The sequence below is a fragment of the Neisseria sp. Dent CA1/247 genome (assembly GCF_022870825.1).
In the GTDB taxonomy this organism is placed as follows: domain Bacteria; phylum Pseudomonadota; class Gammaproteobacteria; order Burkholderiales; family Neisseriaceae; genus Neisseria; species Neisseria zoodegmatis.
Genome location: NZ_CP091522.1, coordinates 755885 through 771042, shown reverse-complemented (window position 1 = coordinate 771042; position 15158 = coordinate 755885). Strand labels below are relative to the sequence as shown.

Here is a 15158-nt window from a genome sequence, read left to right as displayed (position 1 = left end):
CCAATAATACATTAATATCCGACGGCACGGCAACGCTTACATCACTTCCAGCGTTTCGATTCCGAGCAGTTCCAAGCCTTTTTGCAGGGTAGCTCCGGTGAGATTGGCCAGTTGCAGCCGCGTATTACGCGTTTCGCCTTCCGCTTTCAAAATCGGGCAGGCTTCGTAAAAACGGCTGAACAGGGTGGCAACTTGGTAGAGATAGCCCGCCAGATAATGCGGATAAGACGTATCGGCGGCAGATTGCAACACGTCTTCAAATTTCAGCAGTTCAACGGCAAGCTGTTTTTCCAGCGGCTCGGTCAATACGGGCGCGGCGGTTTCGTCCCACTCCGCTGCTTTGCGGAACACGCTTTGTACGCGGGTGTAGGCGTATTGCAGGTAAGGCGCGGTATTGCCTTCGAAACTGAGCATATTGTCCCAATCGAACACATAATCGCCGGCGCGGTTTTTGCTTAAATCGGCGTATTTGACTGCACCGATACCGACGGCGCGGGCAATGCCGGCCGCTTCATCTGTGTTTAAATCGGCATTTTTGCTTGTTACCAAAGCGATAGCACGCTCGACTGCTTCATTCAACAAATCCACCAGCTTCACAGTATCGCCGCTGCGGGTTTTGAACGGCTTGCCGTCTTTGCCCATCATGGTGCCGAAGCCGATAAATTCGGCCTGTACGTTTTCGGGCAGATAGCCGGCTTTGCGCGAAGTGGCAAAAAGCTGCTCGAAATGCAGTTTTTGGCGGTGGTCAACCACATACAGTAAACGGTCTGCTTTCAGACGGCCTACACGGTAACGCATACAGGCCAAATCGGTGCTGGCATAGAGAAAGCCGCCGCCTTGTTTTTGAACGATAAAGGCAGCCGGATCGCCGTCTTGGTTTTTAAATTCGTCTAGAAACACTACTTTCGCGCCGTCGTCGTCCACGGCCAAACCTTTGGCAGTCAAGTCATCGACTACGGTTTGCAAATCGTCGTTGTAAATGGATTCTCCGGCCACATCATCGGGCGTGAGCAGCAAGCCCAGCATGTCGTACACATTCTGTGCGTGCTTCAGCGAAATCTCGACAAACTGCTTCCACAACGCCAAAACGTGCTCATCTCCGCCTTGCAGCTTTACCACATATTCGCGGGCGGTGTCGGCAAAGGCGGCGTCTTCGTCGAAGCGCACTTTGGCATTGCGGTAAAACTGCTCCAAATCGGCCAGTTCGAACTCTGCGTTGTCTTTCTGCTGCTCCACCATATAGGCGACCAACATGCCGAATTGTGTGCCCCAGTCGCCGACGTGGTTTTGGCGGATAACTTTGTGACCTAAAAAGCCGAGAACGCGGGCGATGCTGTCGCCGATAATGCTGGAGCGCAAATGGCCGACGTGCATTTCTTTGGCCAAGTTGGGCGAAGAATAATCAATGACGACGGTTTGCTTGTGCTCCGCTTCGTCCACGCCCAAACGCGCCGTGTCGGCCAAAGCTTTTTTCAGGCCGTCTGAAAGAAAGGCGGGGGCAAGGCGCAGGTTGATAAAGCCGGGGCCGGCCACTTCGGCGCTTTCAATCACGCTGCTGCCGGATAAAGCGGCGGCAACTTGCTGCGCCAACTCGCGCGGATTTTTTTTGGCCTGTTTGGCGGCACCCATCACGCCGTTGATTTGAAAATCGCCGAAATCGGCATTTTTGGCGGGCTGCAAAACCACGGGCGCGCCGGAGATTCCGGCGGCGGCAAAGGCCTGTTCTGCTTCACGGGCAACGGTTTGATGTAGATTCATGTAAATGCTCTGCTGATTGGATATAGATAGAAAGTGTAAAGGCCGTATAAAACGGCCCTGATTCGGAATGGCGTTATTTTAAAAGAAATCGGCCGTCCGAAACACCTTTTTCTTTCACAAACTGCCCGACGGGATATTGGGCTCTTCCGACCATTGCATACCATCGAGGAAGGCCGTCTGAAAAAGTTTTCAGACGGCCTCGTGCTTATTGCGATTTCACAACTAATGATGCTTTATTTTTTCTTATTGCGGTTGTCGCCGTCAGACCAAATGCCGCCGCTGCGGCTTTCTTTGGTTTCGTCGCTGCCGTTAAACATTCCGGCCAGCTTGGCGCCTATGCTGTCGTCGTTACGCTTGTCCATGCCTGCCTGCTTGATTTCCGAAGCGAACTCTTCTTCACACGGAATGCCGTCGTTATCGCCGTCCATTTTCACATCGGGGCATTTTTGCAGGAAATATTGTGCTTCGGCAAAAGACTTCATTTGCGAGCAGTATGTCCGCCCGTCGCACTGAAACGGAGAAGCATCGCGTTTGCGGCCTGACGACTCTACCGCGCGTTTCCATGCTTCGCGTTCGGCCATCATTTTGTCGGCCACTTCATCAACAATCACTTCAGTAGCGCGGCTGTGGGTTTGCTGATCCTGCCAATAGCTTAGGCCGTAGTAACCTGCCGCGCCCAACAAGGGAATACCCACCAAGGCCGCTACCATGCCTTTGAGCCATAGCGACAGGTTTTTCGGCGAATCTTCTTCTGCTTCCCACTCAACCTCAACCGGCTTGCGGCGGCGGTTGGTATATTCGATGTTTTTGGCTTCTTCCGTACCGTGGCTGTTGCTGACGATATCAAAGGATACGGTTTCGCCGTCGCGCGGGGGCGGGTTTTCGGTTTCAAATTCGCCGATGTGGGCGAAAATTTCAGATTTAGTTTGTTCTTCTTTGATGAATCCGAAGCCGAGCTCGTAGTCCCAGCGCATAATGGTTCCGTAATAGCGCATGCTTTCCCTTTTTAATTTTGTCTTTATGCAATCGCTATATTTTAAAAGAAACCGGTGCCAAACACACCTTATTTTTTCTGTTTGGCGGGCTTCAAAACGGCTTTTTCAGACGGCCTTGACAAACCCATTGAAAAGATTAAGATAAAATCACTACATAAAATAACAAAACGCTACAAATCATGTCTGCAATCGAGATTACCCCCATCAGCGAATCCGCATTGGTATGCACGCTTCCGCCGCCTACTGTGTTGGAAAAGCAACAGCGGCTGTGGGCATTTGCCGATGCCGTTCAGGAAATGCCACAAACCGCCGAAGCCGTTACCGGCATGAACAACCTTACCGTGTTTCTGCACAGCGATGCAGACTTGGCCGAATGCACGCAGGCACTGTATGCGTTGTGGCCGACCGTTTCCGTTCGCCGCAAACAAGGTCGGCATGTTGAAATCCCTGTGGTTTACGGAGGTGAATACGGGGAGGACTTAAGCGGGGTTGCCCGCTTTCATTCCACGACACCGCAGGAAATCGTGCGCCGCCACACCGAGCCTGTGTACACCGTATTTATGATGGGTTTCCAGCCCGGCTTTCCTTATCTGGGCGGTTTGCCCGAATACCTCCACACCCCACGCCGCGCCGTGCCGCGCACCGAAGTACCCGCCGGTTCGGTGGGCATCGGCGGCAGCCAAACCGGCGTGTATCCGTTTGCCTCTCCCGGGGGCTGGCAGATTATCGGGCGCACCGAAATACCTTTGTTTCAGACGGCCTCTTACCCGCCTACCCTGCTCCAAGCGGGCGATACGGTGCGTTTTGTAGCGGAAAGGATCTGCTTATGATGCACGTTATCCAAGCTCCCGCCCTTGCGCATATCCAAGATTTGGGGCGTTTCGGTTTGCGCCGTTTCGGTGTCGGACATGCCGGAGCGATGGACACGCTTTCCCTGCGCGCGGGCAATCTGCTGTTGTGCAATCCCGAAAACGCGGCGGCGGTGGAAATCGCGCTGGGCGGGTTGACCGTATCGTTTGAGCACGATACGCCGTTTTGCATTACCGGTGCGGTGTACGAGGCAGAACTCGACGGCGAACCGGTTTATTCCTATTGGCGTTACACCGCGCGGCGCGGCCAAACGCTCAAGCTTATCCGCGCCGTACAGGGCATGTACGGCTATCTGTGTGTTTACGGTGGTTTCGACGTACCGGAAGTATTCGGATCGCGCAGCACCGATTTGAAGGCAGCTTTCGGCGGTTTTCAAGGGCGCAGGCTTCAGGAAGGCGACTGTATTCCGCTCAACATACACGGCGCCGAAGCCAAGCGCGTCGGCATCGCCCCGCCCGCGCCGTCGCACCGCATCCGCGCCGTTCCCTCTTCCGAATACCATGCGTTTACGCCACGCTCGCATTCTCTGCTGTGGCAAAACGCGTGGACGCTGCAAAGCAGCAGCAACCGTATGGGCTACCGTTTTGAAGGCGCGGAACTTTCCACCGCCGAGCCGTTGGAAATGCTTTCCCACGCCGTCCAATTCGGCACCATACAAGTACCGCCGAGCGGCAAACCGATTATCTTGATGGCCGACGCACAAACCACCGGCGGTTATCCCAAAATCGCCTCGGTTGTTACCGCAGACTTAGGGCGTTTGGCTCAAATCCGCTTCGGCAGCAAAATCTTTTTTCAGACGGCCTCCATACAAGACGCCGCCAACCTACTCAAACAAAACCAAATTTATCTCAACCAAATCAAAAGGATTGCGGAAAATGCACGTTGATTTAAACGCCGACTTAGCCGAAGGCTGCGGCAACGACCACGCCTTGATGCAGCGCATTTCATCAGCCAACATCGCCTGCGCCCTCCATGCCGGCAGTGCGGCGGAAATACAAAAAGCGCTGGCATGGGCCAAACAATACGGCGTGCGGGTGGGCGCACATCCGGGCTATCCCGACCGCGAAAACTTCGGCCGTACCAACATGACACTGCCCGAACAGGAATTGCGCGCTTATCTCCAATACCAGCTCGGCGCGTTGCAGGCTTTGTGCGATGCGGCAGGCGTTCAGATGGCCTATGTCAAACCGCACGGCGCTTTGTATAACCAAGCCGCCGCCGATGCCGGGCTGGCCGAAATCGTGGCCGACACCGTGCGCTGCTTCAACCCCGAACTGAAACTGATGGCACTCTCCGGCAGCCTGTTGCTCGAAGCCGGACAAGCCGCCGGGCTGGGCGTGATTTCCGAAGTCTTCGCCGACCGCCGCTACCTGCCCGACGGCAAACTCGTGCCCCGCTCGCAAGCCAACGCCCAAGTGGACAGCGACGAAGAAGCCATCGCCCAAGTCTTGCAGATGGTTAAAGAAGGCACGGTTACCGCCATTGACGGCAGTACGGTCAACGTGCGCGCCGACAGCATCTGCCTGCACGGAGACGGCGCCCATGCACTCGAATTTGCCGACAAAATCAGCCGCGCACTCCAAGCCCGACAGATTGCCATACAGGCCGTCTGAAAATATCCCGTTTTACATTGAACCAATCATAACAACGGCTGTCTTGTTTAAACATTCTTGTCTTTTTTGACATTTCATAACAAACCATAAGGGCGCGCTAACACTTCACAGCCCATTGATAAACACACACCATCAGACTGAAAAGCATCAAAAAATAAAAACACATTGCCGTCATCGCTCACGGCAATTTTGCGGGAACGACAACAACAAAGGAGAATTCTATGTCAAACACCAACCGCCGCAATGCCCTTATCGGTGCCGCTTTTCTGATGGCCACATCGGCAGTCGGACCGGGCTTTCTTACTCAAACGGCCACGTTCACACAAAGCCTGCTCGCCAGTTTCGGCTTTGTGATTTTGGTGTCGATACTGCTCAACATCGGCGCGCAGCTCAATATTTGGCGCATCATCGCCGTATCCGAACAACGCGCCCAAGACATCGCCAACCGCGTCTTCCCCGGCGCAGGCTATTTTTTGGCTCTGCTGATTGTGATGGGCGGTTTGGCTTTCAACATCGGCAACGTCGGCGGCGCAGGTTTGGGCATCAATATCCTGACCGGCCTTTCCCCCGAAATGGGCGCGATCATCAGCGGCGCGGTTGCCGTGGGTATTTTCCTGTTTAGGGAGGCGGGAAAGGCGATGGACAGATTCGCCCAAGTGATGGGCTTTATCATGATCGGCTTGACGGTTTATGTGGCGTGGCGCGCTTCTCCGCCGTTGGGCGAAGCGGCTTTGCGCACTTTTGTGCCGGTAAAACTGGATGCGGTGGCGATTGTAACTTTGGTCGGCGGCACGGTGGGCGGCTACATTACCTTTGCCGGCGCGCACCGCCTGCTCGACGCGGGCGTGAAAGGCAAAGAATCGCTGCCCGAAGTGAACCGCAGCTCGGTTTCGGCCATTCTGATTGCTTCCATCATGCGGGTTGTGCTGTTTCTTGCCGTGCTGGGCGTGGTGTCGCAAGGCGTTCAGCTTGACCCGAAAAATCCGGCGGCCACTCCGTTTGAACACGTTGCCGGTCATGCCGGCCTGCTGATTTTCGGCGTGGTGATTTGGGCGGCTTCGATTACGTCGGTAATCGGCGCGGCCTACACTTCGGTGTCGTTTATTTCGGGTTTCAGCCCCAATATCGAGAAACACCGCAACGCTTGGATTATCGGATTCATCATGGTTTCCACCATTGTGTTGGCGACCATCGGCCGCCCGGCGCAGGTGTTGGTGTTCGTCGGTACGCTCAACGGCCTGATTCTGCCGATTTCGCTCGGCCTGACTCTGCTGGCGGCCTACCGCTCGGATATCGTCGGCGACTACAAACACCCGAAATGGATGACGGTGTGCGGTTTAATCGTGGTGGTCGCCATGGCGGTATTAAGCGGCATGACCTTAATCAAATACATCGGCTCGCTGGCGGGTTAACGTTTATCTTTAAAAGCCGCGTATATGAAACAGGCCGTCTGAAAAAATTTTCAGACGGCCTTAAAGATTGGGGAAAGGCGGGATTCAGCAGCAAAACAAACTGAGACCTTTGCAAAACCCCCATCTGCGGCGCATTTCTGCGTTGTGCGCTGCTCGCTCGTTTGCCTATCTATATGATATGTCTGCACTCGCTGCGCTGCTACGCCTTGAACTGCATCCACATCTGAGGGTTTTGCAAAGGTCTCAAACTTACAACACAAAGCTGTTATTTAAATCCCTCAACATTACCACTATTTTTTTCAGACGGCCTCATTCCTGCCCGATTACCATAAACTTATCCCGATTCGCCAACACATACAAAGCGGCGGCGGCCAAGTCCTCATCGGCGGCTTCGTAGTAATCGCCGTCCAACTCTTCAAACATGCCGAACTGCGCGCGGATATCGTCCAGCGGCACTTCTTCGTCGGCCATCTGCTCAATCGCTGCACCGTGTTCCGCATACAGGGCTTTGGCTTTATCCATGATTTTCGGCGTCGGCTTAATCCGCCAGCGGCGCAAGCTGTCGGCCAGCGGGTTCATAAAAACATATTCGCCGTAACCGCCCGCAATCAGTTGGAGAAAACCGCCTTCCTGCACTTGGCTGTCGAGATAGCAATACGCCAGCAGCGTGTGCTGTTCGTCGTTGAGCGCCTCCATGCCGTGAGACTCGCTGTATTCGAGATACGCATCCGACAAAGCGTATAAAAAGCCGGCCGGATCTTCGGGATTGAAATCATCGAGATGGATAATGTGTTGGGACATAGCGGTATTTCGTGAAAAAGCTGATAAACAAAATTCAGACGGCCTGACTGCATACTGTCGAGGCCGTCTGAAAATTACACTTCAATGCGGTTGGGCGTGAAGGTTTCCCATTTGTTGCAAGCCGGGCAATGCCAGAAAAACGCTTGCGATTTGAAATGGCAGTTGCGGCAACGGTACATCACGGCTTTTTGCAGCTGACGGCCGACGACCGCGCGCATCATGTCGGCATCGGCTTTCCATGCCGGATTCAAGTTGCTCAACTGCAAGCCCAGCAAACGGTACACGCCGTTTAAATCGGGCTTTTGGCGCACCAGCTCAACCGCCGTTTGCGCAGCTTCGCTCTCGCCGTTGAGCAGCAGTGATTTTTCGTAAATCACGTTAATCAGGTCGAGCTGCGGGAAAGTCTGCATATAGCCGATGAGCACGTTCAAACCTTCTTGCGCACGCTCGAGCGCATCGTAAGCATCATAAAGACGCTCGCCCACCATGCTCAAATAGGCGTGGTTTTGCTTTTCAATCGCGGTATAGGCTTCGATGGCGGCTTCAAAACGCCCCTGCTTTTGCTCGATGTCGCCCAAAATCATGTTGGCACGGGTACATTTTTTATTGGCGTCCAACGCTTTTTCCACATATTGCAAAGCTGTGGCGTAATCGGATTTAAACAGCGCGGCTTGGGCAAGTTCGCAATAAAATTGGGCAATTTCAAACTGATAGGTCTGCTCGTCATGGCTCAACAATTGCGCCATTTCGATGGCCTTTTCCCAGTCGCGGTCTTGCTGGTAAATACTCAGCAACACCTGCCGCGCTTCTTTGGCCATATTACCGTTTTGCAAACCGAGGAAAATCTGTTCGGCACGATCCACCAAGCCTGCGCTTTGGTAGTTTTGTCCCAGTTCAAACAACACGCGGTCGCGCTTTTCGCCCACGGTATCCGGCGATTCGAGCAGCGCTTGGTGCATGCTGATGGCTTTGTCGTTCTCACCGCGCTGGCGGTACAGCTTGCCCAAAGTAAGGTTCAAATCATAAGACTGCGGTTGCTGGTCGATCACTTCCGCCAGTTCGCGCGCGGCTTTACCGCTGTTGCGGTCCACCAGCGCATCCAGGCTTTTGTAAAAACCGCCCGGCACGGTTTTGGCCTGCTTCAATACGGTTTTCATGTCCACGCGGGCGGCAAACCAACCCATCGCGAAAAACACCGGCAGCAGGATAATCGGCAGCAGCAGAATCCAAAGTTCGTTTTCCATGCCGGATTATTCCTTGCGTTCAGACGGCAGAGCAGATGCAGGTACGGAGGGCGCGGCAGGCGCTACGGGTGCAGTGGGCGCTGCGGGCGCAGCAGGCACAATCAAATCCTGCTCGGTGATACGGGCGGATTTTTTCACTTCGCTGCGCAGGCGGTTGTTTTCACTGCGCAAAGTCATCAAGCGGCCAAACAAAGCAAAAAGGCCGAATACCGCACCGATTACGAATGCACCGAAAAGCACCACAATCAAAGGCAACTCAAGCGGTTGTGCGGGCAGATAGAAAAATTGAACGGTTTGGGTGTTGCTTAAAGCGAGTACTAAAAATACCAATAAAATAAGTATTTTAATAATGCCGGAAATGATTTTCATCACATGCTCCGTATTCTGATTATTCTTGAGGTAGAAAACAGCAGGCCGTCTGAAGCGGCGGTTGCAGATTTAACAGTTTAAACGATTTGCCGCGTTTATAGCAAAGAAAGCGCGAAGCCGCGTGCATAACCATGCGCCCTTTCCTGCCGCCATCCCTGTTTTCAGACGGCCTGAAACAGGCTCGGCCATATCAGCCTAAGTTCGCCGATATACCGATATTTTGAAACGCTTTGGCAGTAAAACGCTCTGTTCAAGGTTATAATCCGCTTCCGACACTTTAAAATTAAGCAGGCATGGCGTACCATGTCGGCTATTGATTCAACAGCGGAAATCCAACTGCCCGCCGGCATCGGCGGCTGCCGGCCACACCAAATGATAAAAAAGGAAACCCTATGAGCAACCAAAACGCCACTATCGTTATCACCCCTCACGACCTGCCCCTGCACTGCTCCGGCCCGAAAAACGAATCTTGGAACGGCCATCCGCGTGTTTTCCTGCCGATTCAATCCAACGGCACCGTCGAATGCCCTTACTGCGGCACGGTTTACCGTTTGGAAGGCGAAATCAAAGGCCATCACTAATCCGAACATCAAACCGCCGCTCTTTGCAGCGGTAATATGAACGCTGCGGTTCCAAAATGAAAGAGACGCTCCCGGCCACGAAGCGTCTCTTTTTATTCATTTATTTCAGCTTTTTCACAACACAGGGAAAATGTAGCGGGCATTTCGTTTATAATGCCGATATTATTCTTATCGCTTACAACGCCATGATAAAAAAATATTTTCTGATTTTACCGATTTTATTCTGCGCTGCCTGCGGTACGCAAAAAGCCGTCCGCCCCGACGCACCGGCTCCCGTGGTGGCCGAATCCCAATCCCAAACCATCCACTACAAATCGTATAAAGGCAAACTGCTCACCGCCGTTTACTACAACAACCACAGCCCGCTGACGGTCGAGCTGCGCGAAGGCAACACCACCGAAACGCTCAAGCAAATCCAATCATGGGCCAAAGGTGTCGAATACAGCAACGCCTCAACCCGCTGGCACGTTCAGGAAGACCGGGCCACGCTGAAACGCAAAGGCAAAGTAACGGTTTACCGCGAAGTGGATTAACTTCAGCGTTTTCATCACAATACAAGGCGGATTCGTTCCGCCTTTGTGTTCTTTATTTTCAGACGGCCAGAGACCTTTAAAGCATCAACGGGTTTTAAAACACACACCACCGCCAACCACACGCCCTGCACGGCGGTCAGCATCAATAAGCGTTTCCACAATCCCACCGCACCATGGCAGCGGCTTGGCATGTTTCTTTCTGCCATTGGTTTGCGCAAAGACAAATCAAACAATGCCTTGTCCAGCTCCTCCGGCATCAGCAGGCCGTCTGAAAAATGACGGAACAGCTTCGCGTCAAAAGCAATGCGGACATGCCAATAAGCAGCCAACAGCGCCAACAACAACCACAGCACCACCGGCCATCCCCGCATCAGCCAACATCCCACGGCGGCAAACAGCAGGTTAAACGGCAAACACACTTTCGCCGAATCCAACAACGCAGCCGTTACACGTGCTGCCGTTCTATCGTTCTCCATTATCCGCCCCTGTGTTGAACCGCCTGCAACACCGCCGCCTCGGTTTCAGACGGCAGCACCATCTTCGGCCTGGCCTGCTTCACAACGGCTAACGCACTTTCCAAATCGGCGCAACCGCCGTATTTCAGCAGCCAAGTCAGCACCACCGCCGCACTGCGCCCGTAGCCCAGCGCGCAACACACCAGCACCGGCGCACAGTTCCGTTCAATCAGCTTGTTCAGCACATCCGCCGCTCGAGCCAAATCCACGGCGGGCGGCGGCACCATATCCAGCATGGGCAGGAAAACATAGTTTTCAGACGGCCTCTTAACAGGCAATTCGGCGCACACATCCAAGGCCGTCTGAAAATTATCGAGCGCAAGCATGCTGCCGATATGCACTGTGCCCCGCACCACTTCCGCGCTTAACGGCTGCCCGCGCAACCACAGCCGCATGTTCAGATAAGCGCCGACACGGTGCGGCAACAGCAGCAAGGCCGCCGCCAAAGTATGCTTGCCGTTTTCCTGCTTCTGCATGGCAGCCGCGCCGAAACGTGCATAAGCAGCAGCCACCAACAGGCAGGACGCGGCAGGCCAAAGCAGCCACAGCCACGCGCCGCCGAATGCCGACAACGCCGCAAAAACAAGGGCGAGCAACAGATAAAATCCCGTCCACAAACGATGCCGTCTGAAAACACGGATACGCGCACACAAAGGCGATTCGGCCGCTTCGTTCTCCCGCCACGGCAAAGCCCACAACACCAGCGCACCGGCCAGCAAACCGGTGGGCACGTCGATGAAATGATGCTGCCATGTGGTTAACACCGATACGGCGATTAACGCAAACCATGCCGCCCAAATTACCCTAAAACGCCTCGATAGGCGGTACCAATAAAACCGCCCCACAATCAGCACCAAAATAATATGCAGCGACGGTGCTTGGTTATACGGCTGGTCAAACGCCGCCAACGAAGCGAACAGGCCGCCTGAAAGCCCGTCCGTCGGCGGTTTCGGCCAAGCAAACTGCAAGGGAAACAGCAGAAAGCACGTTACTGCCAATGCCTGCGCCGCCAGCAGTTGCGCGATATAGCGGTTTTGCCGGCGCGTATCGGCGCACAGAAAAAACGCCAGCGCATACAGCACATTGAGCGACCAATACGGCACGATGGTCCACGCCCAAAACGGGATGCCGTGCTCCCAAGCAAAAGCGATTTCAGGCACGCCGCTGCGTTGTGCGGCGAACCAGTTGGTAAAACCGTAGGTGGTGTAAAACAGCACCCCTACGGCCAACAGTTTGATTAAAGTGGTTTTAAACGCGGGCTTCATATTTTCAGACGGCCTGTTGTGTTTTCCAAACCTTCATACATAAAACACCCCCGAAACGCAGCAACATCCGGCTTCGGGGGCATGTTCATTTATAAACTGACAACTCACTTCGTGTTCTAAAGCAGGCAAATTCAAACCTTAGCCTACCCTGCTTTTCAGACGGCCTCAGCCTTCATTTGTTGCGCCGCAATGCTGCTTAGCGGTGTCCGGCAGTGTTGTAGCGTTTTTCCAAAGTTGCAAACAGCCAGCTCAAACACATGGTCAACATCAAGTAAATCAACGCAACCGTATAAAGCGGCGTATCGTAAATCGAATAGCGGCCGGAAATGGTTGATTGCACATAAGCCAATTCGGTAACCGCAATCGCCGACAACAGCGAGCTGTCTTTCAACAGCGTAATAAATTCGTTTGCCAACGGCGGCAGCATACGGCGCAGAGCCTGCGGCAAAATCACATAACGCATCGCCTGCGGATAAGTCAGACCGAGCGAGCGCGCCGCCTCAATTTGGCCGCGGTCGATGGATTGGATGCCGGCACGGAAAATTTCCGTGATATACGCACCCGCGTTCACCGTTAAAGCCAAGGCACCCGCAATCAGCGCACCGTAATTGCGGCGCAGATCAACGGCCAAATCTCCGCGGATCAACCAACCGTCGGTCGGATGAATCAACGCCACAGACCACACAAAATACCAAATAAAAATCTGTACATATAACGGCGTACCGCGGAACAGCGTCACATACACCAGCGATGCTGTACGTAAAAGCCAAGCAAACGCGCGGGCAAACACATTGCCTTTTTCAAAACGCATCAACCGCGCCAAAGCACCGAACAGACCCAAAACCGTGCCGCCCAATGTGGCTGCAATCGTCAATCCCAGCGTGGTCAACGTACCGTAAATGAACATCTCGCGATATTCAAGGATAATGTCGAAACGAAAATTCATGCGCCCGCTCTAAATATATTCAAGGGAAAGAGAAAACCGGCATCACGCAAACGCCGGACGAAGCCAAGTATTTTACAAGAAAATACACATCTTGAAATGATTTATTTCAGACGGCCTCTTCCGCCGCTTCTCCATCAAGACATATAACGATTACGCTCAAACCCCAAAAAAATACAAAATTCCCGCCCTACCACTCAAACAAAAAACCGTAAAAGCTTTTCAGACGGCCTCATGCAAGGAATGGGAACAGGCCGTCTGAAAAGCCCGGGCAGCCTAGTTCAAAATTGACCTACAGAAGGAAAAAGCGGATAATCCCGCACCTTGTCCATTTCATGTTTCAGACGGCCTAACTGTTTGAAACATTTTATTTTTAAAAGCAAACAACACATCATGAAATCACCCGAACTCCTCCTTCCCGCCGGCGGTCTCGAACGCATGCGCGCCGCCTACGATTTCGGCGCCGATGCCGTTTATGCCGGCAGCCCTCGCTACTCCCTGCGCGCCCGCAACAACGAATTCGCCAAACTGCCGGTGCTGGAACAAGGTATCCGCGAAGCACACGAACGCGGCAAAAAATTCTTCCTTACCGTCAACACCTTGCCGCACAACTCCAAACTGAAAACCTTTATGGCCGACATGGAGCCGCTGATTGCCATGAAGCCCGACGCGCTGATTATGGCCGACCCCGGCTTGATTATGCAGGTGCGCGAAAAATGGCCGGAAATGCCGATTCACCTTTCCGTGCAGGCCAACACCACCAACTATTGGGGAGTGAAATTCTGGCAAAAAATCGGCGTGGAGCGGATTATCCTCTCGCGCGAATTGAGCATGGAAGAAATCGCCGAAATCCGCCAAGAGTGCCCTGATATCGAACTAGAAGTGTTCGTACACGGCGCATTGTGCATCGCCTACTCCGGCCGCTGCCTGCTTTCCGGCTACTTCAACCACCGCGATCCCAACCAAGGCACCTGCACCAACGCCTGCCGCTGGGACTACAAAGTACACGATACCGAAACCGACGAAATGGGCGATGCCAAATTGTTACAAGGCTTCAATTTCAACCAAGCGCAGGAAGAAGCCAATTCCGCGTTTGAAGGCATCAACGGCCAAGTCCGCCATCCCGAAGCCAACAAAGTGTTCCTGATTGAAGAAGCCAACCGCCCGGGCGAGCTGATGCCGATTATGGAAGACGAGCACGGCACCTATATCATGAACTCCAAAGACTTACGCGCCATCGAGCAAATCGCCAAGCTGACCGAAATCGGCGTGGACAGCCTCAAAGTGGAAGGCCGCACCAAATCGGTTTACTACGTTGCCCGCGTCGCCCAAGCCTACCGCAAAGCGATTGATGATGCCGTAGCCGGAAAACCCTTTGATTACAGCCTGTTGGCCGAACTCGAAGGCTTGGCCAACCGCGGCTACACTTCGGGCTTTTTGGAGCGTCATCAAACGCAGGAATACCAAAACTACCTGCACGGTCATTCGCTGGCCAAACAAAGTCAGTTTGTCGGTCAAATTACCGAAATCGACGCCGACGGCTGGGCGACGGTGGAAGTGAAAAACCGTTTTGCCGTGGGCGACACCATTGAAATCATCCACCCGCAAGGCAACCAAACGCTGGTGCTGGAAGCCATGACCCGCAAAGGCGAAGCGGTGGATGCCGCGCCCGGCAACGGTATTCAGGTGAAGATTCCGAACATGCAGGGTAAAGATAAGGCCTTGATTGCGCGGATTATGAATCCTTAAAACAGGTGCATCATGAGGGCTGTGATTCAAAAAGTAACCCGCGCTCAGGTAAAAGTGATTGAAGCCGACAGTAGCGACATTACAGGGTCTATCAACCACGGCTTTATGGTGTTGCTGGGCGTCGGCGAAGGCGACACCGAAGCCGATGCGCAATATATTGCCGACAAAATTGCCAACCTGCGTATTTTTGAAGACGAAGCAGGCAAATTAAATCTGTCTTTAAAAGATACGGGGGGAGCGATTTTGCTGGTTTCCCAATTCACTTTGTATGCCGATGCCAGAAACGGTCGCAGACCTTCGTTTTCCAATGCCGCCAAACCCGAATCCGCCAACCGTCTGTATGAATATGCAACGGATTTACTCAGAAAACACGGCATTACAGTCGAAACCGGCCGTTTCCAAACGCACATGCAGATAGATTTGTGCAACGACGGGCCGGTAACGCTGTTGCTGGATTCTAAGAAACTATTTTGAGCGTTAAACGATAAAACTTTCGGTTTATGTGTTCCC

General features: G+C 53.5%; 16 protein-coding genes and 1 pseudogene. 9 read left to right on the top strand and 8 right to left on the bottom strand.

From position 1 onward, the window contains the following. Positions 1 to 36: 36 nt before the first annotated feature. Positions 37 to 1758: an arginine--tRNA ligase gene (gene argS, locus LVJ85_RS03765; protein WP_244741587.1), complete on the bottom strand. Its 1722-nt coding sequence runs from the start codon at positions 1756 to 1758 to the stop codon at positions 37 to 39. Between the two features lie 233 nt (positions 1759 to 1991). Beyond that, complete coding sequence (locus tag LVJ85_RS03760; RefSeq protein WP_244741584.1) at positions 1992 to 2753, bottom strand: excalibur calcium-binding domain-containing protein; 762 nt, start codon at positions 2751 to 2753, stop codon at positions 1992 to 1994. 179 nt (positions 2754 to 2932) lie between these two features. On the opposite strand from LVJ85_RS03760, the gene pxpB reads away from it, so the two are divergent. From pxpB to LVJ85_RS13425, 5 genes and pseudogenes are all read left to right on the top strand, one after another. After that, positions 2933 to 3583 (top strand): 5-oxoprolinase subunit PxpB, encoded by a 651-nt coding sequence (gene pxpB, locus LVJ85_RS03755; RefSeq protein ID WP_244741582.1) that lies wholly within the window; start codon positions 2933 to 2935, stop codon positions 3581 to 3583. Continuing rightward, on the top strand, positions 3580 to 4509 hold the full coding sequence (locus tag LVJ85_RS03750; RefSeq protein ID WP_244741579.1) for a biotin-dependent carboxyltransferase family protein: 930 nt from the start codon (positions 3580 to 3582) through the stop codon (positions 4507 to 4509). The genes pxpB and LVJ85_RS03750 overlap by 4 nt, the downstream gene beginning before the upstream one ends. Next, entirely contained in the window at positions 4499 to 5236 is a 738-nt protein-coding gene (pxpA, locus tag LVJ85_RS03745; RefSeq protein WP_244741577.1) for a 5-oxoprolinase subunit PxpA, read from the top strand. The genes LVJ85_RS03750 and pxpA overlap by 11 nt, the downstream gene beginning before the upstream one ends. Before the next feature lie 221 nt (positions 5237 to 5457). Beyond that, entirely contained in the window at positions 5458 to 6648 is a 1191-nt protein-coding gene (locus LVJ85_RS03740) for an NRAMP family divalent metal transporter (protein ID WP_244741574.1), read from the top strand. Positions 6649 to 6715: 67 nt separating this feature from the next. Next, positions 6716 to 6895 (top strand): annotated as a pseudogene (locus tag LVJ85_RS13425) (signal peptidase); the annotation flags it as partial. Positions 6896 to 6957: 62 nt separating this feature from the next. On the opposite strand, the gene LVJ85_RS03735 reads toward LVJ85_RS13425, so the two are convergent. From LVJ85_RS03735 to LVJ85_RS03725, 3 genes are all read right to left on the bottom strand, one after another. Continuing rightward, positions 6958 to 7449, bottom strand: a complete 492-nt coding sequence (locus LVJ85_RS03735; RefSeq protein WP_244741572.1) for a DUF4375 domain-containing protein — start codon at positions 7447 to 7449, stop codon at positions 6958 to 6960. Positions 7450 to 7523: 74 nt separating this feature from the next. Continuing rightward, entirely contained in the window at positions 7524 to 8693 is a 1170-nt protein-coding gene (lapB, locus tag LVJ85_RS03730; protein WP_244741570.1) for a lipopolysaccharide assembly protein LapB, read from the bottom strand. 6 nt (positions 8694 to 8699) lie between these two features. Beyond that, the gene (locus LVJ85_RS03725; RefSeq protein WP_244741568.1) at positions 8700 to 9062 is read right to left on the bottom strand and encodes a lipopolysaccharide assembly LapA domain-containing protein; all 363 of its coding nucleotides are present in this window, start codon (positions 9060 to 9062) and stop codon (positions 8700 to 8702) included. A gap of 392 nt (positions 9063 to 9454) precedes the next feature. On the opposite strand from LVJ85_RS03725, the gene LVJ85_RS03720 reads away from it, so the two are divergent. Then, on the top strand, positions 9455 to 9643 hold the full coding sequence (locus LVJ85_RS03720) for a zinc-finger domain-containing protein (protein ID WP_085362806.1): 189 nt from the start codon (positions 9455 to 9457) through the stop codon (positions 9641 to 9643). Positions 9644 to 9828: 185 nt separating this feature from the next. Further along, positions 9829 to 10176, top strand: coding sequence for a hypothetical protein (locus LVJ85_RS03715; RefSeq protein ID WP_115133786.1), 348 nt, complete (start codon positions 9829 to 9831; stop codon positions 10174 to 10176). Between the two features lie 14 nt (positions 10177 to 10190). Here the strand turns inward: LVJ85_RS03715 and LVJ85_RS03710 are convergent, their stop codons facing one another. The 3 genes from LVJ85_RS03710 to LVJ85_RS03700 all read right to left on the bottom strand — a co-directional run bounded on the left by LVJ85_RS03710 (position 10191) and on the right by LVJ85_RS03700 (position 12902). Next, on the bottom strand, positions 10191 to 10652 hold the full coding sequence (locus tag LVJ85_RS03710) for a hypothetical protein (RefSeq protein ID WP_244741566.1): 462 nt from the start codon (positions 10650 to 10652) through the stop codon (positions 10191 to 10193). Beyond that, complete coding sequence (locus tag LVJ85_RS03705; protein WP_244741563.1) at positions 10652 to 11956, bottom strand: phosphatase PAP2/dual specificity phosphatase family protein; 1305 nt, start codon at positions 11954 to 11956, stop codon at positions 10652 to 10654. The genes LVJ85_RS03710 and LVJ85_RS03705 overlap by 1 nt, the downstream gene beginning before the upstream one ends. Positions 11957 to 12152: 196 nt before the next feature. Further along, positions 12153 to 12902: an amino acid ABC transporter permease gene (locus LVJ85_RS03700; protein WP_244741561.1), complete on the bottom strand. Its 750-nt coding sequence runs from the start codon at positions 12900 to 12902 to the stop codon at positions 12153 to 12155. 390 nt (positions 12903 to 13292) lie between these two features. On the opposite strand from LVJ85_RS03700, the gene yegQ reads away from it, so the two are divergent. Then, a complete protein-coding gene (gene yegQ / locus LVJ85_RS03695) occupies positions 13293 to 14648 on the top strand; it encodes a tRNA 5-hydroxyuridine modification protein YegQ (protein ID WP_244741559.1) in 1356 nt (451 codons plus the stop codon). A gap of 12 nt (positions 14649 to 14660) precedes the next feature. After that, entirely contained in the window at positions 14661 to 15122 is a 462-nt protein-coding gene (dtd, locus tag LVJ85_RS03690) for a D-aminoacyl-tRNA deacylase (protein WP_244741556.1), read from the top strand. Positions 15123 to 15158 lie beyond the last annotated feature (36 nt).

Excerpts from the sequence above, each read along its gene's own strand:
- argS (WP_244741587.1), bottom strand. The coding sequence starts at position 1,758 with ATGAATCTACATCAAACCGTTGCCCGTGAAGCAGAACAGGCCTTTGCC.
- LVJ85_RS03760 (WP_244741584.1), bottom strand. The coding sequence starts at position 2,753 with ATGCGCTATTACGGAACCATTATGCGCTGGGACTACGAGCTCGGCTTC.
- pxpB (WP_244741582.1), top strand. The coding sequence starts at position 2,933 with ATGTCTGCAATCGAGATTACCCCCATCAGCGAATCCGCATTGGTATGC.
- LVJ85_RS03750 (WP_244741579.1), top strand. The coding sequence starts at position 3,580 with ATGATGCACGTTATCCAAGCTCCCGCCCTTGCGCATATCCAAGATTTG.
- pxpA (WP_244741577.1), top strand. The coding sequence starts at position 4,499 with ATGCACGTTGATTTAAACGCCGACTTAGCCGAAGGCTGCGGCAACGAC.
- LVJ85_RS03740 (WP_244741574.1), top strand. The coding sequence starts at position 5,458 with ATGTCAAACACCAACCGCCGCAATGCCCTTATCGGTGCCGCTTTTCTG.
- LVJ85_RS03735 (WP_244741572.1), bottom strand. The coding sequence starts at position 7,449 with ATGTCCCAACACATTATCCATCTCGATGATTTCAATCCCGAAGATCCG.
- lapB (WP_244741570.1), bottom strand. The coding sequence starts at position 8,693 with ATGGAAAACGAACTTTGGATTCTGCTGCTGCCGATTATCCTGCTGCCG.
- LVJ85_RS03725 (WP_244741568.1), bottom strand. The coding sequence starts at position 9,062 with ATGAAAATCATTTCCGGCATTATTAAAATACTTATTTTATTGGTATTT.
- LVJ85_RS03720 (WP_085362806.1), top strand. The coding sequence starts at position 9,455 with ATGAGCAACCAAAACGCCACTATCGTTATCACCCCTCACGACCTGCCC.
- LVJ85_RS03715 (WP_115133786.1), top strand. The coding sequence starts at position 9,829 with ATGATAAAAAAATATTTTCTGATTTTACCGATTTTATTCTGCGCTGCC.
- LVJ85_RS03710 (WP_244741566.1), bottom strand. The coding sequence starts at position 10,652 with ATGGAGAACGATAGAACGGCAGCACGTGTAACGGCTGCGTTGTTGGAT.
- LVJ85_RS03705 (WP_244741563.1), bottom strand. The coding sequence starts at position 11,956 with ATGAAGCCCGCGTTTAAAACCACTTTAATCAAACTGTTGGCCGTAGGG.
- LVJ85_RS03700 (WP_244741561.1), bottom strand. The coding sequence starts at position 12,902 with ATGAATTTTCGTTTCGACATTATCCTTGAATATCGCGAGATGTTCATT.
- yegQ (WP_244741559.1), top strand. The coding sequence starts at position 13,293 with ATGAAATCACCCGAACTCCTCCTTCCCGCCGGCGGTCTCGAACGCATG.
- dtd (WP_244741556.1), top strand. The coding sequence starts at position 14,661 with ATGAGGGCTGTGATTCAAAAAGTAACCCGCGCTCAGGTAAAAGTGATT.